Source organism: Acinetobacter sp. B-6 (assembly GCF_056930735.1).
In genome coordinates, this window is record NZ_JBXPBY010000017.1 from 74089 (window position 1) to 91117 (window position 17029).

Annotated in this window: 13 protein-coding genes; 6 read left to right on the top strand and 7 right to left on the bottom strand. The window is 37.8% G+C overall.

The genetic code is table 11. The features are described from left to right. Window positions 1-402: 402 nt before the first annotated feature. The 4 genes from AC1Z3T_RS18190 to AC1Z3T_RS18205 all read right to left on the bottom strand — a co-directional run bounded on the left by AC1Z3T_RS18190 (window position 403) and on the right by AC1Z3T_RS18205 (window position 5312). Window positions 403-1443 carry a hypothetical protein gene (locus AC1Z3T_RS18190; RefSeq protein WP_005032964.1) on the bottom strand — a complete coding sequence of 347 codons (1041 nt, stop codon included), beginning with the start codon at window positions 1441-1443 and terminating at the stop codon, window positions 403-405. Between the two features lie 5 nt (window positions 1444-1448). After that, the gene (locus AC1Z3T_RS18195; protein ID WP_151797984.1) at window positions 1449-3074 is read right to left on the bottom strand and encodes an NAD+ synthase; all 1626 of its coding nucleotides are present in this window, start codon (window positions 3072-3074) and stop codon (window positions 1449-1451) included. Between the two features lie 401 nt (window positions 3075-3475). Then, complete coding sequence (locus tag AC1Z3T_RS18200; protein ID WP_004829453.1) at window positions 3476-3961, bottom strand: hypothetical protein; 486 nt, start codon at window positions 3959-3961, stop codon at window positions 3476-3478. Window positions 3962-4505: 544 nt separating this feature from the next. Then, window positions 4506-5312 (bottom strand): alpha/beta fold hydrolase, encoded by an 807-nt coding sequence (locus AC1Z3T_RS18205; RefSeq protein WP_483396835.1) that lies wholly within the window; start codon window positions 5310-5312, stop codon window positions 4506-4508. Between the two features lie 316 nt (window positions 5313-5628). On the opposite strand from AC1Z3T_RS18205, the gene AC1Z3T_RS18210 reads away from it, so the two are divergent. The 4 genes from AC1Z3T_RS18210 (at window position 5629) to AC1Z3T_RS18225 (ending at window position 10899) form a co-directional block, all read left to right on the top strand. Further along, on the top strand, window positions 5629-6585 hold the full coding sequence (locus tag AC1Z3T_RS18210; protein ID WP_058971985.1) for a metal-dependent hydrolase: 957 nt from the start codon (window positions 5629-5631) through the stop codon (window positions 6583-6585). Between the two features lie 675 nt (window positions 6586-7260). Further along, the gene (locus tag AC1Z3T_RS18215; protein ID WP_121774307.1) at window positions 7261-8214 is read left to right on the top strand and encodes a metal-dependent hydrolase; all 954 of its coding nucleotides are present in this window, start codon (window positions 7261-7263) and stop codon (window positions 8212-8214) included. Between the two features lie 28 nt (window positions 8215-8242). Further along, entirely contained in the window at window positions 8243-9088 is an 846-nt protein-coding gene (locus AC1Z3T_RS18220; protein ID WP_009585084.1) for an SDR family NAD(P)-dependent oxidoreductase, read from the top strand. 17 nt (window positions 9089-9105) lie between these two features. Then, window positions 9106-10899: a flavin-containing monooxygenase gene (locus AC1Z3T_RS18225; protein ID WP_483396836.1), complete on the top strand. Its 1794-nt coding sequence runs from the start codon at window positions 9106-9108 to the stop codon at window positions 10897-10899. A gap of 46 nt (window positions 10900-10945) precedes the next feature. Here AC1Z3T_RS18225 and AC1Z3T_RS18230 read toward each other — a convergent pair whose 3' ends face one another. Continuing rightward, on the bottom strand, window positions 10946-11617 hold the full coding sequence (locus AC1Z3T_RS18230) for a DUF2306 domain-containing protein (protein WP_042090059.1): 672 nt from the start codon (window positions 11615-11617) through the stop codon (window positions 10946-10948). Window positions 11618-11793: 176 nt separating this feature from the next. Between AC1Z3T_RS18230 and AC1Z3T_RS18235 the strand changes: the two genes are divergently transcribed. Next, on the top strand, window positions 11794-12462 hold the full coding sequence (locus tag AC1Z3T_RS18235) for a YARHG domain-containing protein (RefSeq protein ID WP_474045677.1): 669 nt from the start codon (window positions 11794-11796) through the stop codon (window positions 12460-12462). 69 nt (window positions 12463-12531) lie between these two features. After that, window positions 12532-13149 carry a hypothetical protein gene (locus tag AC1Z3T_RS18240; protein ID WP_009585086.1) on the top strand — a complete coding sequence of 206 codons (618 nt, stop codon included), beginning with the start codon at window positions 12532-12534 and terminating at the stop codon, window positions 13147-13149. A 324-nt stretch (window positions 13150-13473) separates the two neighbouring features. Here AC1Z3T_RS18240 and AC1Z3T_RS18245 read toward each other — a convergent pair whose 3' ends face one another. Next, window positions 13474-15276 (bottom strand): aminopeptidase P family protein, encoded by a 1803-nt coding sequence (locus AC1Z3T_RS18245; protein ID WP_483396837.1) that lies wholly within the window; start codon window positions 15274-15276, stop codon window positions 13474-13476. After that, window positions 15273-16841: a peptide MFS transporter gene (locus AC1Z3T_RS18250; protein ID WP_198261470.1), complete on the bottom strand. Its 1569-nt coding sequence runs from the start codon at window positions 16839-16841 to the stop codon at window positions 15273-15275. The genes AC1Z3T_RS18245 and AC1Z3T_RS18250 overlap by 4 nt, the downstream gene beginning before the upstream one ends. Window positions 16842-17029 lie beyond the last annotated feature (188 nt).

Here is a 17029-nt window from a genome sequence, read left to right on the forward strand (position 1 = left end):
TAGTTTTATTTCTCTTGATCAATAAAATGAAGGCGATCAATAGATTGTTTGATGATCTAAAGCTTGCACTGCCACACTTTAGTGCTAAAGTTTAAATTGTTTTGCGTAGGCGATGCCTCACTTTTCAGAGATGAAAAGTGACAAAAATCTTTCGTTGAGCGAGGGTTACATCCTTTACCCCCGCTCAACATGGCGACTCACGATAGCAAGACCATCAATGATTCAAAAAGTACAAAATAAATGAATCATCCAAATCACTTGTATGAATAATCAGGCGGTTTGACTGTATCATCTTTCATCAAGGATTTTTATTGAACTCAGGTTAATGTACTTTATATTGATGATTTAAATCGCTTAACTGAGACGTTGTCTATAGAAAGACGATCTATGTTTTATCAATGGTTAGGCTTTTTCAGCAAGAAAATTTTCTATAAAGCGCTGGGTTTGTGGATCTAAGTAGAATGGTGCAATCAAAGATTGGATGATGCTGTCTAACAAGCCGTGCTGTTCTAATGCACCTAATGTATGTGGAATAAAGCGATCTGCTTCAATGAATAAGTCATTTTTATCTAGACCTACAGAGTGTAATAATTCCTGTAGACTGTATTCACCAAAATATTCATAAAATGCTTCTACTACATTAAGAATAACCTGTTGCATATATTCTGTTTCGCGAAGCTCTTTCCATGTTTCATAAACCAAGATAAAGAACTCTTCAAAATCTATGGATTGAAGTTGAGAAAACGTTTCTTTTAAGGAGCGTTGTTTGATTTCAGTCCAGATGTGTGTCGCGATATCTGCTAAATCCTCATTGGGAAGCATAATAATCGTGCTGAGTTGTTTGCGTATTGCTGACGCAAGTTGGTTTTCTAATTTTAATTCAATATTTTGCTGTTGGTCTTGGATAAAGCTCATGACTTTGGAACCAAGACGATTTTGTTTAACTGTGTAGTGGCGAAGCTGATTAAGCCAAGGTGTGTTACTTTCAACAATTTGATTGGCGAGTTGCAAGCTGACCTGTTGAATCTGTGGATTATGTTGTAAATTTTCTTGAAGATAATCTCGGAGCTGTTCAAGTTCTAAAATTTTGAACATCCATAATTCAAATGATTCATCTGAAAGTAAATCATTGATAACGGTTTGGCTACCAATTGCATATTGATGAATTTTTTGCGCAACGACACCAATAAACTCAAGAATATCAGCGCCCAAATTTAGTTCAAATGCATATTTTTGAACCACTGAACAGAGTTGTTCAAGTTGTATCACGTCTTTTAAAAGAATTTTGTCAGCATTCTGATAAGTTTGAGAAATAAAATTTTGAATGAATTGAGGATTTTTTTGATCAAGTAATTGTTGTTTGGTATAACGCACTTGCTCAAGCAAAAGTGCTTGAGCAAGTTCCTGAGCAAAGCTCGCTGGGAGTGAATTATTCACATTCACGAGGCTTATACACCAGGTTTCCAGCCATTTACAATCGGGTAGCGACGTTCGCGACTAAATGCACGTGAACTGATGCGTGGTCCAATTGAACCTTGACGGCGTTTGTATTCATTGCGATCAACAAGACGAATTACTTTTTCGACCACTTCACGTTCAAAGCCCTTGGCGATGATGTCCTCTTGGCTTTGTTCTTCTTCGATATAGGCGTATAAAATCGCATCGAGTATATCGTAAGCAGGTAGTGAATCTTGGTCTTTTTGATCTGGACGAAGTTCAGCTGAAGGTGGACGGGTAATCACACGTTCAGGAATTACAGGCGTTTCAGAAATGCTGTTACGATACTTCGCCAATTCAAACACGATGGTTTTATAAACGTCTTTCAGTACTGCAAAACCACCCACCATATCGCCATATAAAGTACAGTAACCGACAGAAAGTTCAGATTTATTGCCTGTTGAAAGCACTAAATTACCAAATTTATTAGATAAACCCATCAACAGTGTGCCACGCGCACGAGCTTGAAGGTTTTCCTCTGTTGCATCAGCAGGTGAGTTGCCAAAGAAAGGATAGAGCGTTTGCATGAAACTGTTTACAATTGGATGAATTTCAGCAATACCAAATGTCACTCCCATACGCTTTGCTTGCTCAGTAGCATCTTCAACACTGATTTGAGAGGTATAAGTATAAGGCATCATTACCGCTTGAACTTTATCCGCACCAATTGCATCAACAGCAATTGCAAGCGTTAAAGCGGAGTCAATACCTCCTGATAATCCAAGAATTACACCAGGGAAGCCTGAGCGTTGCACATAGTCACGTGTTGCTAAAACTAAACCTTGGTAAATCTCAGCCATGGTACTTAAAGCAGGTGCAGTTTCGACGACTTGATAGCTTTTGTTTTCGATTTGGTATTCTGTAAAGTAGAGGTCTTCAATGAAGCTCGGTGCTTGTAATGCAACTTCGCCTGATTGGTTAATCACAAAACTTGTACCATCAAAAATCAGATCGTCTTGCCCACCGACTTGGTTGACGTAGACTAAGTGCAAATTCAATTGTTTCGCTAATTCTTTCAGCGTTACGATACGGTGTTGAGGTTTACCAACTTCATAAGGTGAAGCATTGAGTACCAATACGCTTTCGACATTCAATTGAGTTAACTGTTGAACTGTATTGAGTGACCAGACATCTTCACAGATCAATACACCAAACTTATGACCCAAGTATTCAAAAACGAGGTGTTGATGACCTTCATTAAAATAACGCTTTTCGTCAAATACACTATAGTTAGGTAAATTTTGTTTGTTATAAATACCGAGTACCTGACCATCTTTCATGACAGCAGCAGCATTATAACGTTGACCATCATCTGTAAGATTTACAAAACCAAATACCAAAACAATATCTTTGATCGTGGCTAGTTTTTCAAAAGCTTGAGCTGTACGTTTAGCTAAGCTTGGGCGTAGAAATAAATCTTCAGCTGGATAGCCGATAATAGAAAGTTCGGGGAAAACAATAATTTCAGCATTCTGTTTTTTTGCTTCATTGGCTTGCTCAATCATCTTTTGAACATTTGAATCAAGATCACCAATGAATGGAGAGAATTGCGCAAGAGCAATTTTAAAACTTTTCATTTAAACCAAATCCTATTCCAATAGGGTAATTTATATACATTTTGTTGATTTTTAAAATGTAGTTATTCAACGTATGTATATATAGACACAACAAAAACTGCCAAAGGGCGAAGCTATAAAATCATCAAAAAATCATCAAAAATCTTTATTTTTTTGCAAGGCAAAAATTTCAGACATTGAGTATTTTAACTAAAAAAATGTCAGAAGCTAGTGATTCATCAAGTTTATTCAGTGCAGCATCAATGACACCATGAATTTAGAGTATTTTTTTTGTAGAAACTAGTGATTTTTCATTATTTTTTGCTTTTTACATCGGAATTAATGTTCTTTTTAAAAAAATCATGAAATAGATCACAAAAAAGTCCGAAGCAAAGCGAAAAGTGTCAAATTTTAGCTTTGATTTAATTCAAAATGATATTTTCAATTCGATTTAAATAAATGTCTTTAGCGATGTCTCCTTGTTGCTCGATATTATAGTCAAAATAAGACTTTCCTTGAACCAAAGTATAGCGATAAGGGTTATAGCGACCAAAACTAAGATACATTGCAGACTGCAAAATTGCACCTTTTAGCAGGACTTTTTCATGGCGTTGGTATTGATAGATATGGGCCATTTCATGAATGAATACAGCTTGATAGGCTAAACTCATGCAAGAAAAATCTTCACAATAATCGGCATCTTTTAAATGAATATAGCCATTAGGTGCCATTAAGATGCCAACGGGTTGCCAAGGCAAATATGGGTGATTCATGATTTTTACCTGATCATAATCAATCAAGTCACCAAACACAGTTCGGCTAATTCGAATTTCTCCATTTGTTAATGGGCGATATTTAAATTGATCAATTTTGAGTATTTTTGCCAAGCGCCAAAAGTAATTCAACATTGTTAGCAGGGATTAAAATAAAGTTAGAATCAGTTTAGCATTGAATATAGGACAGCCAAATAACAATCAATTTTATAATGATGAGTAAGTCCAACGAGATCATCTGTATCAATTAAATATGCTTATCTGTGATTCACAAATCTTCTAAGAATCTTGATAAAAGTATAGGGTCTGTGGACAATTCGTCTATGTTTGCGACTAGGTGTGTTTTTTAGGCGATTCTAGGCGCGAAATACGAAATTTAGTCATTCTAAATAAGTAGTTCGTAACGACGAAGCGACAAAAAACACGCTAGTCCCCGCTGCGCCTTGCGCTGCAAACAAAGCAGTGCTTTGTTCTGGCTCAGGGTTGTGGCTAAAATTATCTCAGGTTACGTTATGAAACTTAAAAATAGTCTCGCTATTCTCTTCATTTCCTTGCGGAGTATACTCCTCATACCTGCTCAATTTTAACCTACAACGCAAGCCATTTATGAAATGTCCACAGACCCTAAAGTTCATTGGATTGAATGAGATTGAAATCAAATCATTTTTATGAAATGACGCTATGCAATTTCAAGTCCTACAATAAAAGTATGAATAATATTTAATATTTGCTGAGGATTTTCTTTATGTGGCATATGCTTTGCACCTGCAATAATTTCTAATTGAACTGTTTTAGTTGCATAATCGATAAACTGTTGAGGTTGAGCCAAAGAGCCATATTCATCCAGTTCTCCATGAATGACCAAGAGAGGACATTGTATTTGTGTTATCGTGTCTCTTAACTGCCAATGGCGGAATTGGGAAGATAACCATGTTTCAGTCCAAGCATTTAAAACCCATTGAGCTTTTTCTCCATGATATTTTTTAAGACGATTCATTTGTCCTAGATGTTGAAAGTTGGTTTTGGCATCTTGAATTCCAATAAGGGTTTGTTGTTCTACAAAAGCCTGTGCTGAAATGGTGATTAAGGCTTTACATTGCTTTGGATACTGAACAGAACAGTGAGTTGCCATCCCACCACCTACACTATGTCCCATCACCATAAAATCTTGAATTTTGAATTGCTCTAAAATGACTGAAAAACCTTCTATTGCTTCATTTTTCACAAAATCAATATCCAAGAAGTCGGGATGGGGAGATGATTGTCCAAAGCCTAATCGATCGTAGGCAATGATATGACGTCCTGTAATTTCAGCAAGTCGTTCAGGGAAGTCTCGCCAAAGTTCTACTGAGCCCAAAGAATCATGCAAAAGAATGATTGGTGTAGTTGAGTGCTGATCAGGCGACCATGACTTTACATAAAGTTTTGCGACGGAGGAATATGATTTTATATCTAGCCAAGCTTCAACAATTTTAATATTAGACACGTCAGTCTCATTTCTTCATCAAATCAATCTGTGACTCACCATAACGACTTTTTAAACTCAGGTCCAAGTTAAGTGGATGATTAAAAATGTCCTCTCGGGTCATTATTTATCAGCAAATACACTTGTTTCAGTTATTTGTCTGACACTTTGTTGGATAGTCATAAATTGCCAATCGATTGACCGTAAATGCTAATGGTATTTGATGCAATATGTCTTAATTTCGGCTGTATAAAAGCATGGTTTTGACTAGGAATGTGAATTTGTACTGGATTTTTAGACAAAGCTTTGCGCTATAGATAAACAGATGAGGTTTTATATGTTGCTTGCTAAACCAGTCAAAAAGGTCTTTGCAAAAGTTTTTCCCAGCCAATTGGTGAATTTAACTGAGCAGGTTGCTAATATTCCGATTCGTCATTTTGATTTTAAATTCAGCCCTGATGAGCTGGATGTCAAATTTTTTATGCAAAAGGAATGGGCGACTGCTTATTTTGCAGCACTTTCAATTTTTTTGACTTATGGCGAAGAATTGGTAATTGAAACTGCACGTCACCATCGTGACCAAATCAAAGATCCAATCTTGAAACAGCGTTTAACCAGTTTGATTGGGCAAGAGGCGATTCATTCTAAAGTCCACGAAGAATATAATGAAACGATGATTCCCAATCATTTGCCAGTACAACTATACCGTTTTCTTGCTGAACAAGTATTTAACAATACTTTTCTAAAATTTCCACAGCCATTGAAGCTTTCAATGATGGCTGGAATCGAGCATTTCACTGCTGTTTTTGCTCAATATGCCATGACACACCAAGATATTTTTAATCATTCACTTGATGAAAAAACACGTGCTTTATGGTTGTGGCATATGCTTGAAGAATCTGAACACAAAGATATTGCATATGATACCTATCAAGTTCTTTCAGCAAATTATAGTTTACGCATTTTAGGATTCTTTATTGCCTTGATTACGCTTGGAGTGGGTGTCGGTGCAGGTGCATTATTTTTGCCGTTTTTACGGCGCCCGCAAAATACCTTGAGTTTAAGCTTTTGGAGAGAAGCGAAGGGGAGTTGGGATTTACTCTTTGGCTTAAAAGATGGTGTGTTTGGCAGTAGTTTAGGGCATATTTTTGATTATCTGCGCCCAAGTTTTCATCCCAATGATCATGACACCAGTGAACTATTGGACTATTTCAAGAAAGAGCTACTTGATCCAGAGACAGGAACGCTGACTCCATATTTTATCAAAGAATTTACGCCAGCGATCCGCAGCTAAACCTGAGTGAATTGAACATCTTTTTAAACAAGAGTGACTAGGGGCTGTGGACAATTCGTCTATGTTTGCGACTAGGTGTGTTTTTTAGGCGATTCTAGGCGCGAAATACGAAATTTAGTCATTCTAAATGATGAGAAACACTGTTTCGCAAGGGAACGACGAAGCGACAAAAAACATGCTAGTCCCCGCTGCGCCTTGCGCTGCAAACAAAGCAGTGCTTTGTTCTTGCTCAGGGTTGTGGTTAAAATTATCTCAGGCTACGTTATGAAACTTAAAAATAGTCTCGCTATTCTCTTCATTTCATGCCTTACCTGCTCAATTTTAACCTACAACGCAAGCCATTTATGAAATGTCCACAGACCCTAAATGGTTGCTCTTTTTTTGTATTGCTTAATAGCACATTTGCCCCACTTTGATTTCTCAACACATCACAGAACTTATCTTCATGGGACATTTTCTATCTTGAAGAACAACACTGCAGAGTAATTGTTAGACAATCCATTGTGGTTGTCATAATTTGCTAATCGAATGTCTGCATATGCCAATGGTAATTGACAAAGCATGTCGTAATTTTTAGTGATCAAATTAGAGTTTTTACTCAAAAGGCAAGCTGTGCCATGTGTTAAATAGACCTGTGCATGGGTGACCAGATTAAATGAATAAAGAGTATTTTCTATGTTCGTGAAACCGTTAAAAAAAGCTGTCGCTAAAATGTTTGCTGCAGCGCCATTTAGTTTGGCAAATCAAACACCGATTATTCCTATTCGGCATATGAAATTTGATTTTGATCCAGCAAAACTCGATCACAGATTTTATATGGATGCCGAGTTAGCAAGTGCTTACTTTGCTTCATTGTCAATTTTTTTGACACGCGGTGAAGATTTGGTGATTGATACTGCACGATATCATCGTGATTTCATCACTGATCCTTTGCTTAAGCAACGTGTAACATCATTGATTGGTCAAGAAGCCATTCATTCTAAAATGCATGAAGAGTTAAACGAAGCCTATTTAATGCGTGATTTGCCTGTAAAGCTTTTCCGTACTTGGGCAGGATGGGCGTTTGAATATGGATTTGAACGTCTTCCTCAGCCAATGAAACTTTCATTGATGGCGGGAATTGAACATTTCACGGCTGTTTTGGCGGAATACATGATGAATCATGAGGAAATTTTCTTCCGTTCTCAAGATGAAAAACAGCGTGCGATCTGGATGTGGCATATGCTTGAAGAATCTGAGCATAAAGACATTGCCTTTGATGTTTTTCAAGAATTATCAAATAACTATTTATTACGTATTGCTGGATTTTTCCCTGCTTTGATCACGATTCTTGTATTGATTTCAGCAGCTTCATTTTTGGTTCCTTTTTATCGGAATCCAAAAAATTTAATCAGCTTACGTTATTGGAGTGAGATTCCTTACAATTTTCGCCTGATTTTTGGTTTAAAAGATGGTGTTTATGGCAGTAGCTTTAAGCATATTTTTGATTATCTACGTCCAAATTTTCATCCAAATGATCATGATACCTCTGAATTTTTGGAATATTACAAAGAAAAGTTGCTGAACCCTGAGAACGGTATTCTTACGCCTTATTTAACGAAAGAATTTTACCCGACATTGCGTTCGTAAAATAAAAAAATAGATGGATTGAAGTGATATGGGATTTTTTTCTAAAAAAGTAAAACCTAGCCAAAATGCTTATGCAGTGGTGACTGGTGCTGGCAGTGGAATTGGTCGTAGTTTTGCCTTGGAGCTTGCCAAGCGTGGTGGAACGATTGTTTGTGCCGATATTAATTTAGACGCTGCTCAAGAAACGGTAAATTTGATTGAGTCACAAACTTCAGGAAAAGCCTTTGCTGTGCAATGTGATGTTGGATTGAAAGAGCAAGTCAAAGCGCTGGCTGAACAGGCTGAAAAATTAATGAATCATCCTGTGAGTTTGGTTATTAATAACGCGGGTGTCGGTTTAGGTGGCAAGTTTGATGAAGTTTCTTTAGAGGATTGGCAATGGTGTATGCATGTCAATTTGTGGGGAGTGATTCACGGCTGTCATTACTTTGTCCCAAAGTTCAAACAACAAGGTCGTGGCGCAATTATTAATGTGGCTTCAGCGGCTGGTTATACCGCAGCACCAGAGATGACGGCTTATAACGTGACCAAATCCAGTGTATTGGCTTTGTCAGAAACCCTATCCGCTGAACTTCGCAAAGACAATATTCGTGTCAATGTGTTATGTCCAACATTGGTACCAACCAATATTATGAAAAATGGTCGTTTACCGGGACATTATGCAGGGCTAGCCGATGATTTGCTAATGAATCATGCATTTACCACCAGCGATCAAGTTGCTATCAAGACCTTAAATAATCTGGATGCAAACAAGCTTTATACCATTCCGCAACCCGACGCAAAGCTGTTCTGGATCATGAAACGTGCTTCGCCAGCATTGTATGCCAAGGTGTTGGGTATTGGTTATCCATTATTTAATAAATACGTAAAATAAGATTTGAGTAGACGACTATGACGACTGAAACCACTTTAGATACACATCCAGAAGATAAAAGCGTGAAAAAGACGACAACGCAAACAACGTTGGAAGAGATTAAGCATGTGACTCAACCGAGCACAGCACAATCTGCAAATGTAGAAGACAAAGCATTGGAAGTAAAAACCGTATCCAAGCCTGCGAAATCCAATGCTGCGAAAGTTGGCGCTGCTAAAGCGGAGATTCAAAAAACGGCTAAAGCTGCGGTAAAGTCGACTCATCCAAAAGCTACAACTCAAACAACAGCGAAACCAGAGAGCGCTGAACAGACTGCTGATAAAAAAGTAACCAGTGCTCAGAAAAAACAGCCCGTCCATACCTACGATACTATTGTAGTCGGGGCAGGTATTTCTGGAATTGCTGCGGCTTATCAAATGAATCAAGTGGGCTATCATGACTATGTTGTACTAGAAAAAGCCAACCGTGTTGGTGGTACGTGGCGTGATAACAATTATCCAGGTTGCGGTTGTGATGTGCCATCTGCGCTTTATTCTTTTTCATTCTCTCCTAGTCATAAATGGAGTCACCTGTTTGCCAAACAGCCTGAAATATTAAGTTATTTAGAAGAGGTGGTGGAAAAATACGACCTTGGTGAGAAAATTGAATTTAATAATGAATTGATCAGTGCCAAATGGGATGAAGTACAACATATTTGGCACTTAGAAACATCTAAAGGCGCTTACCAAGCAAAAACAGTGATTTTTACTACAGGTCCAATTACTGAACCTTCGATGCCTAAATTAAAAGGTATTGAAACATTCAAGGGGGAAATGTTTCACTCTGCACGTTGGAATCATGATTATGATTTAACAGGTAAACGTGTGGCTGTCATTGGCACGGGCGCTTCAGCAATTCAATTTATTCCACAAGTTCAACCTTTAGCGAAACAATTGATTGTGTTCCAGCGCACAGCACCCTGGGTACTTCCTAAGGCTGACATGGAATTGAATGAAACTGCGAAAGGGATTATTTCTAGGTTTCCAGTCATTCAACAAACTTGGCGCAACAGTATTGCTCAGATTTTAAATGGGATTAACTTTGGGTTACGCAATCCGAAAGTACTCGAACCTGTCAATTTTTTAAGTAAGCAATTACTCAAATTACAAATTAAAGATGAAAAACTGCGTAAAGACGTGACCCCTAACTTTACCATTGGATGTAAGCGTTTATTGTTTGCGAACAATTATTATCCAGCCTTGCAACAAGACAATGTTGACCTTGTACCTCATGGTTTGGTGGAAATAGACGGTAATACGGTGATTGCAGCCAATGGTGAGCGTCATGAAGTTGATGTGATCATTTGGGGAACAGGTTTTGAAGTTTCTCATCCGCCGATTGGTAAACGTGTTTATGATGCCAATGGTCAAGTCCTTGCAGAGCGATGGAAAAACAGTTCTCCAGAAGCGTATTTAGGTGCAAGCATTGAACATGTTCCCAATGCATTCTTGGTCTTGGGTCCAAATATTCTGGTCTATGATTCATTTATTGGTATTGCAGAAGCGCAAGTCGGCTATATTGTTGATGGTTTATTAAAAATGCGTGATCAGAAGTTCACCCGTTTTGAAATTAAGGGGGATGTGATTACCCAACATAATCGACGTCTACAAAAGCACCTAAAAACAACGGTATTCAATGCAGGTGGCTGTAAGTCTTATTATCTGGATGAAAATGGACGAAATTTTGCGGCATGGCCTTGGTCATTGCAAGAGCTTCGTAATCAGTTAAAACAACTGGATTTAAATCATTACACGGTGACGCGAAAAGATTAAAACGTTCGCTAAATTTTAGAAGGTGATTCGAAAGCCCTAAATTTATTTAGGGCTTTTCTGTCTTGTATAAATGCAATTTGAAAATAATGATCTCTGCGATAATTAAATTAACCACCCAACCTAACCAAGACTCCAATTGATAGATATGCACAGGTGTCAGCCAATCAAAATAGGGCTGTAAAGTGTAAAGTCCCATTTTCCATGTTCTTAAACTTAATGCAGAAAGGCTGAGAGCGAAGCTCCGAATCATCCAGTCACGATGTAAAATCCAACGTTTTTTCAATAAAAAGTACAACGCGGATAGGGTGGTAATCGCCCAGAGTGAACTTAATAAGACAAAGCTGATTTGGGTAGATAATCCTCCAGCTGCTGAAAAAGCTAGAATTAAACCACTGGGTAAAGAAAACCCTAAAATGGTGATCAGATACAGCCAACCACTCCAGCGATGAATTCGGGGAAAACGCGTGCGAAAGACACGGAAAAACTGTGTAAATCCAGCGATGAGTACAAAGCTACTGCTGATCACATGGATTTTAAAAGCCGTCTGCCAAGGTTGAGTATTGACTACATCTTGCTTAAGCAATAAAAAATGCTGTTCTGTGTTCCAAGGAAAATATTGCAAACATATTGCGACCATGAGGTAACACAGATAGGCATAGACCAAGAGAGAAACTATACCTAAACTTATCGTGGGCAGATTGTTTTTTATTTTTGCCATACTGTTATGTAATAAAACGGGTTCAGTAAATTATAATCAAAGATATATCCAAACACAGTGTTTATATTTGGATTGAATTTGATTTTTTTGCATCATGTTGCACCACAAATACGATAATTTGTTTTAAAATTACCGTGAATATGTATCACTCATCGTCATAACAAATAGGAATAACAATGAATAAGCGATTAATAACATGTATAGGGCTTTCCGCAATTTTTACTCAAAGTGGCTATGCACTGGATATTCAACAATTACAGAAATCTTGGTCTGGAAAATATGATGAACAAAAAATCGGTGTTTTTATTCAATCAATAGATCGAAATCAGGTCAAAGGTTACAGTATTTTGGGTAAGAACAAACAGAACTTCACAGGTAGGGTACAGAACACAGCTCAAGGCTATAAAATTACCGCAACTGAAAGCGGTGCACCTTCAAGCAGTGGAGTATTTACTTTTGTGGTAAGTCATAGTCAACCTAATCTGTTGGAGTCGAGTTGGGAGTCTACAACAGCAAAAGTAAAACCTAAATATTTTGACTTAAAACCGCAACAATGTCGTTATCAAAAAGATGTGGGTGATTATCCTGTTGCTTCTCAACGTTTATTGAAAGATCAAGATATACAAATTCCCGCAGAAGAACTGGATTGGATGCGTAATGAAATTTATGCACGACATGGTTATTCATTTGCAAATCGTGAAATTGCCAATCAATTTGCTGATCAAAACTGGTATATGCCATGTAGTACCAATGTAGAAAACCAATTAACTCAGATTGAAAAAACCAATATTCAACGAATTAAAAAAATACGTCCATACATGGCTAAAATGGAATGGGGACGTTAAGCACACAATCCATCACAAAATTTGAGCGTTTATTTTATGCTTTACTATTCTTCAGTTCGATTGAGTACTATGGTTTTTGTTCTAAGTGCATCTGCCCTGAGTTTTGCAGCAACTCCTACAGATCAAGCAGTGATCAACAGTATAACGAACCTAAACGATTCTCAAGCGACACCCGCCAAAGCGATCATGATTGATTATATGAAAGAGGTTCATTTGTTGTCTGGAGAGCTGGCTTATCTCTCTGGTGTAACATTTGAAAATGCAGGACGAAATTTTTGGGGAGGCTATATATTAACGCGCCCAAAGTTAAAACAATCTCGAATACTTGAGTTCGGTGGTCAAGCCAATGATTTCACAGTACATACGGTGCAATATCGAGCAAAACCAATCGATTTGGTTGAAATAGAGTCTGCAGGCTCGGGGCAGGGGCAAGTTTCCCAGACAACTGATTTAGTCTATTTTGATGGGTGGAAAGCTAAAATTATTGCAACTGCTGAATCTTCGAGTCATCCGGGGCGTTTTAGTGAGAAGTTGGGTGAGGAAGATTGTAAAACGGGTGGGGAAATTGTTTCAAGTTTAAAGATTTTACCCAGTCGCAATGAAGTGATTAAAACTATTCAATCATCCAATGCATGTAAAAATGCAAAAGTCACAACCCAAACAGAAAGAATCAAAATCGTACTATAAGTGCTCTTGTTGATTGCAGTGCTCGGTGATTCGATCAGATCAGATTCACTTTTTCCATCTCTGAAGAAATGAAGCATCATCTGTGCAAAGTCATTAAACTTTAAACATAAGGCAGGGTGGTCACAACACTCATATCATCACCCAATATATTCGATGATTAATTTTATTATTGAAGATAAACGATATTTTATTGTATGTGTTTTTCATAAACTCACTATGCAATAAAGTACGGGATTTTATATTTATTATACGCATCAATGGCATATAGCTTTTCAAAAAAGCGCACAGTCAAAAGGCTCTGCGCTTTTTTGATTGATATGGGAGTTAAATTGCTTGGGTATTTTCATTTAGCCAGTTTAAAACATCACCTTCTAAGTGGGGCGCTAATCGTTCTCTGACTATTTGATGGTATTGATTCAGCCATGCTTTTTCATCATCATTTAACAACTCTAAAATAATACAGCTTCGGTTAATCGGGCACAGTGTGAGTGTTTCGAATTCTAAGAACTGACCATAAGTCGTATCTTCAAAATGCTTAATTTTGTTGACGACAAGATTTTCAATTCGAATCCCATACTTTTCTTGATGGTATAAGCCTGGCTCATTAGAGCTAATCATGCCTTCACGCATCTTGGTAAAAGCTGTCGCTGGCGCATAATAAGAGATGACTTGAGGTCCTTCATGAACATTCAATGCATAGCCTACACCGTGACCTGTACCATGACGATAATCCAAACCATATTTCCACAGGGTTTGACGTGTGATCGAATCTAAAAGAGGTGATTCAATGCCTTCTGGGAAGACAGTTTGAGCAAGCGCAATATGACATTTCAATACCAGCGTATAATCACGTTTTTGTTCAATACTTGTGTTTCCGATAGGGACAACTCGGGTGATATCTGTCGTACCATCTGCATACTGCGCACCTGAATCAATCAGTAACAAGCCGTCACCCGTGATTTCACTGAAACTTTCTTCAGTTGCTCGATAATGGGGTAGTGCCCCATTGGCATTGAAACCTGCAATCGTTGAAAAACTTAGTCCTAGAAAGTCCTTTTGCTTGGCGCGGAAACCAGTGATCATCTCATCAATCGTCAATTCATTGATGGATTCATTATTTGTTAGCGCTGTATCTAACCATTGAAAAAAATGACACAAAGCAACCCCATCTTTGATCATGGCATTGCGGACATGCTGAATTTCTGAGGGGTGTTTCTGGGATTTAAATAATGTGCTGGGATTGATTTCTAGAATCAAGTGATTATGGTGTTCAATCGCCTGTGTATGGGCAATCGATGTTTTTGCTGGATCAATTAAAATATTTTGTTGTTTAAGTTCGACCAAAAACTCGATGCTTACGTTATAAGGTAAGATTTCGATGTTATCCAAAGCAAATCTTCGCTGCATTTCAGTCGAAAGTTTTGCATCATCAATGAAAAGCACAGTTCGAGAATGATCTATATATAAGTGTGCTAAGAACACGGGATTATATTCAACATCACTGCCTCTACAATTTAAAATCCAAGCAATATCATCGAGTGCAGAAATAAAATGCCCCGTTGCTTTTTTCTGAATAAGTTTGTCACGGATCGCAATTATTTTTTCTAAACGTGTTTGTGCATTGAAATCATCTGCCATTTGCCAAATGGGTTGTAGGGGCAGTGCTGGGCGTTCAGTCCAAATTTCATCAATTAAATCGAAGTCTGTTTGGATAAAGAAATTGTGTTCTCTTGCAAGCGCAGATAATGCGCTATATTGTTGAGTTGAAATGGTATTTCCATTGACACAAATTTTTGCATCTTTGGCTAAATGTTGTGAAAGCCAAGACAAATGTGTTGAAGCAGGATCAGGTGTCTGCTTTTGTAAAACGTAACCTGTATTTTCCAGTTGCTGTTCAGCTTGTACCCAATATCGACCATCTACCCATAAACCTGCAAAGTTTTGAGTGACTACAATTGTGCCAACTGAACCTGTAAAGCCTGTTAGCCATTGGCGTATTTTCCAATAATCAGGTAGATACTCTGACATATGTGGATCTGCACTCATGGCGATAAAAGCATCCTGCTGATATTTCTTCATAATTGTACGAAGGTTTTCTAATTTGTTGGCAGGTGATAAAGCGTTCATACTTTTTCCAATTGCATATCAAGAGATTTTTGAGAGGGAGTCGATGATTGATTGAGTAATTTACGAATCGGTTTTTTCATTAACCATAGAACGAGTGCGCCTAGAAGTAAAGCGATGACACATCGCATAAATAGGAGGGGTAATTGCTCAACTTCATTGATAGAAACATGACCACCGATTAAACCTGCCATCAAATTCCCTAAAGCAGATGCTGTAAACCAAAGTCCCATCACTTGTCCACGAATGATGGTTGGAGCAAGTTTGGTCATCGTTGAAAGCCCAACAGGGCTTAAGCATAATTCACCTAGCGTTAAAAGCAGAAGGCTTGATGCGATCCACAATGCAGAAACAGTTCCACCATTTTGGGTGATCAAGTAACTGGCAATGCTCATCACGAGGAAACCACCCGCAGCGAGGAGTAAAGCAATAATGAATTTGGTGATATAGCTAGGGTCACGATTTTGTTTGCCCAATTTAACCCAAAGCCATGCCAGGATTGGTGCGAAAATAATAATGAAAAGCGGGTTAATCGATTGAAACCAAACGGCGGGTATTTCAAAGCCAAAGAATTGGCGATCTGTAAAGTCTTGGGCGAAAAGATTAAAAGATGTTGGCTTTTGTTCAAATGCTGACCAGAACAGTGCAGCAGTGATGAGTAAAATAAAACAGATGATGATTTGTTTTTTCTCGGTATTATTCAAACCTGCAAAGAGCAATAGATAGCAGAAATATAAGGCAATACAAATACAAATTGTGATTGTGAAATATGTGGCGATCTGAATTGGATTGATGTTGATTATTCCAAAAGAAACTAGAGCGATAATCAAGCCAACAACTGCAAGAAATCCTATGATCATTTGGGGTGCTTTAGGATTGTAATGTACAGGACGAGCCCAGTTATTTTCATTGCCACGCACATGATTAAATTGTTTTAATTGAGGCACAGTGATTAACTTAAAAATCAGTAAGGCGATTAACATTCCAACCCCACCGATGCCGAATCCCCAGTGCCAACCATGTTCTTTTACCAATAAACCAGTCAATAGTGGGGCAGTCAATGAACCTAGATTAATTCCCATATAAAAAATGGAAAATCCTGCATCACGCCGTGAATCTTGAGCCTGATATAAAGTGCCAACAATGACGGAAATACAGGTTTTAAATAAACCAGAACCGATCACAATCAAAACTAAACCAAAATAAAAAAAGAAATGTCCAAATAAGGCTGCCAATGCAATGGATAAATGTCCGAGTGCGATGATCAGTGAGCCATACCACACAGCGCGCTCTTGACCGAGATAATTGTCAGCAACCCATCCACCCAATACGGTCATTAAATACATACTGCCTGCAAATAAGCCGACAATTGCTGATGCTGTTGGACGATCTAAACCGAGACCGCCATCAGCAACTAAAGCCGCCATATAGAGGATTAATAGAGGGCGAATACCATAATAGGAAAAACGTTCCCAAAGCTCGGTAAAAAATAAACCTTTTAATGGTTTAGGGTGACCAAAAAAAGCTTGGTCTGGGTCGTGCACTTGTTTGGATAAATGTTGAGGCATCTTCAATTCCTTTGAAAATGTATGATTAAAAATTTTTAAACAATATATAAAATAAAGTTATTTGTGGGTGTTTTATAAAGTAGTGATTTGTAAGCTTTATCGAGAACATATGAATTTGAGCTTTCAATACTTATTATTAATATTGTTATATTTTGATTTTTAAAAGAATTTTAAAATAAATAGATTGT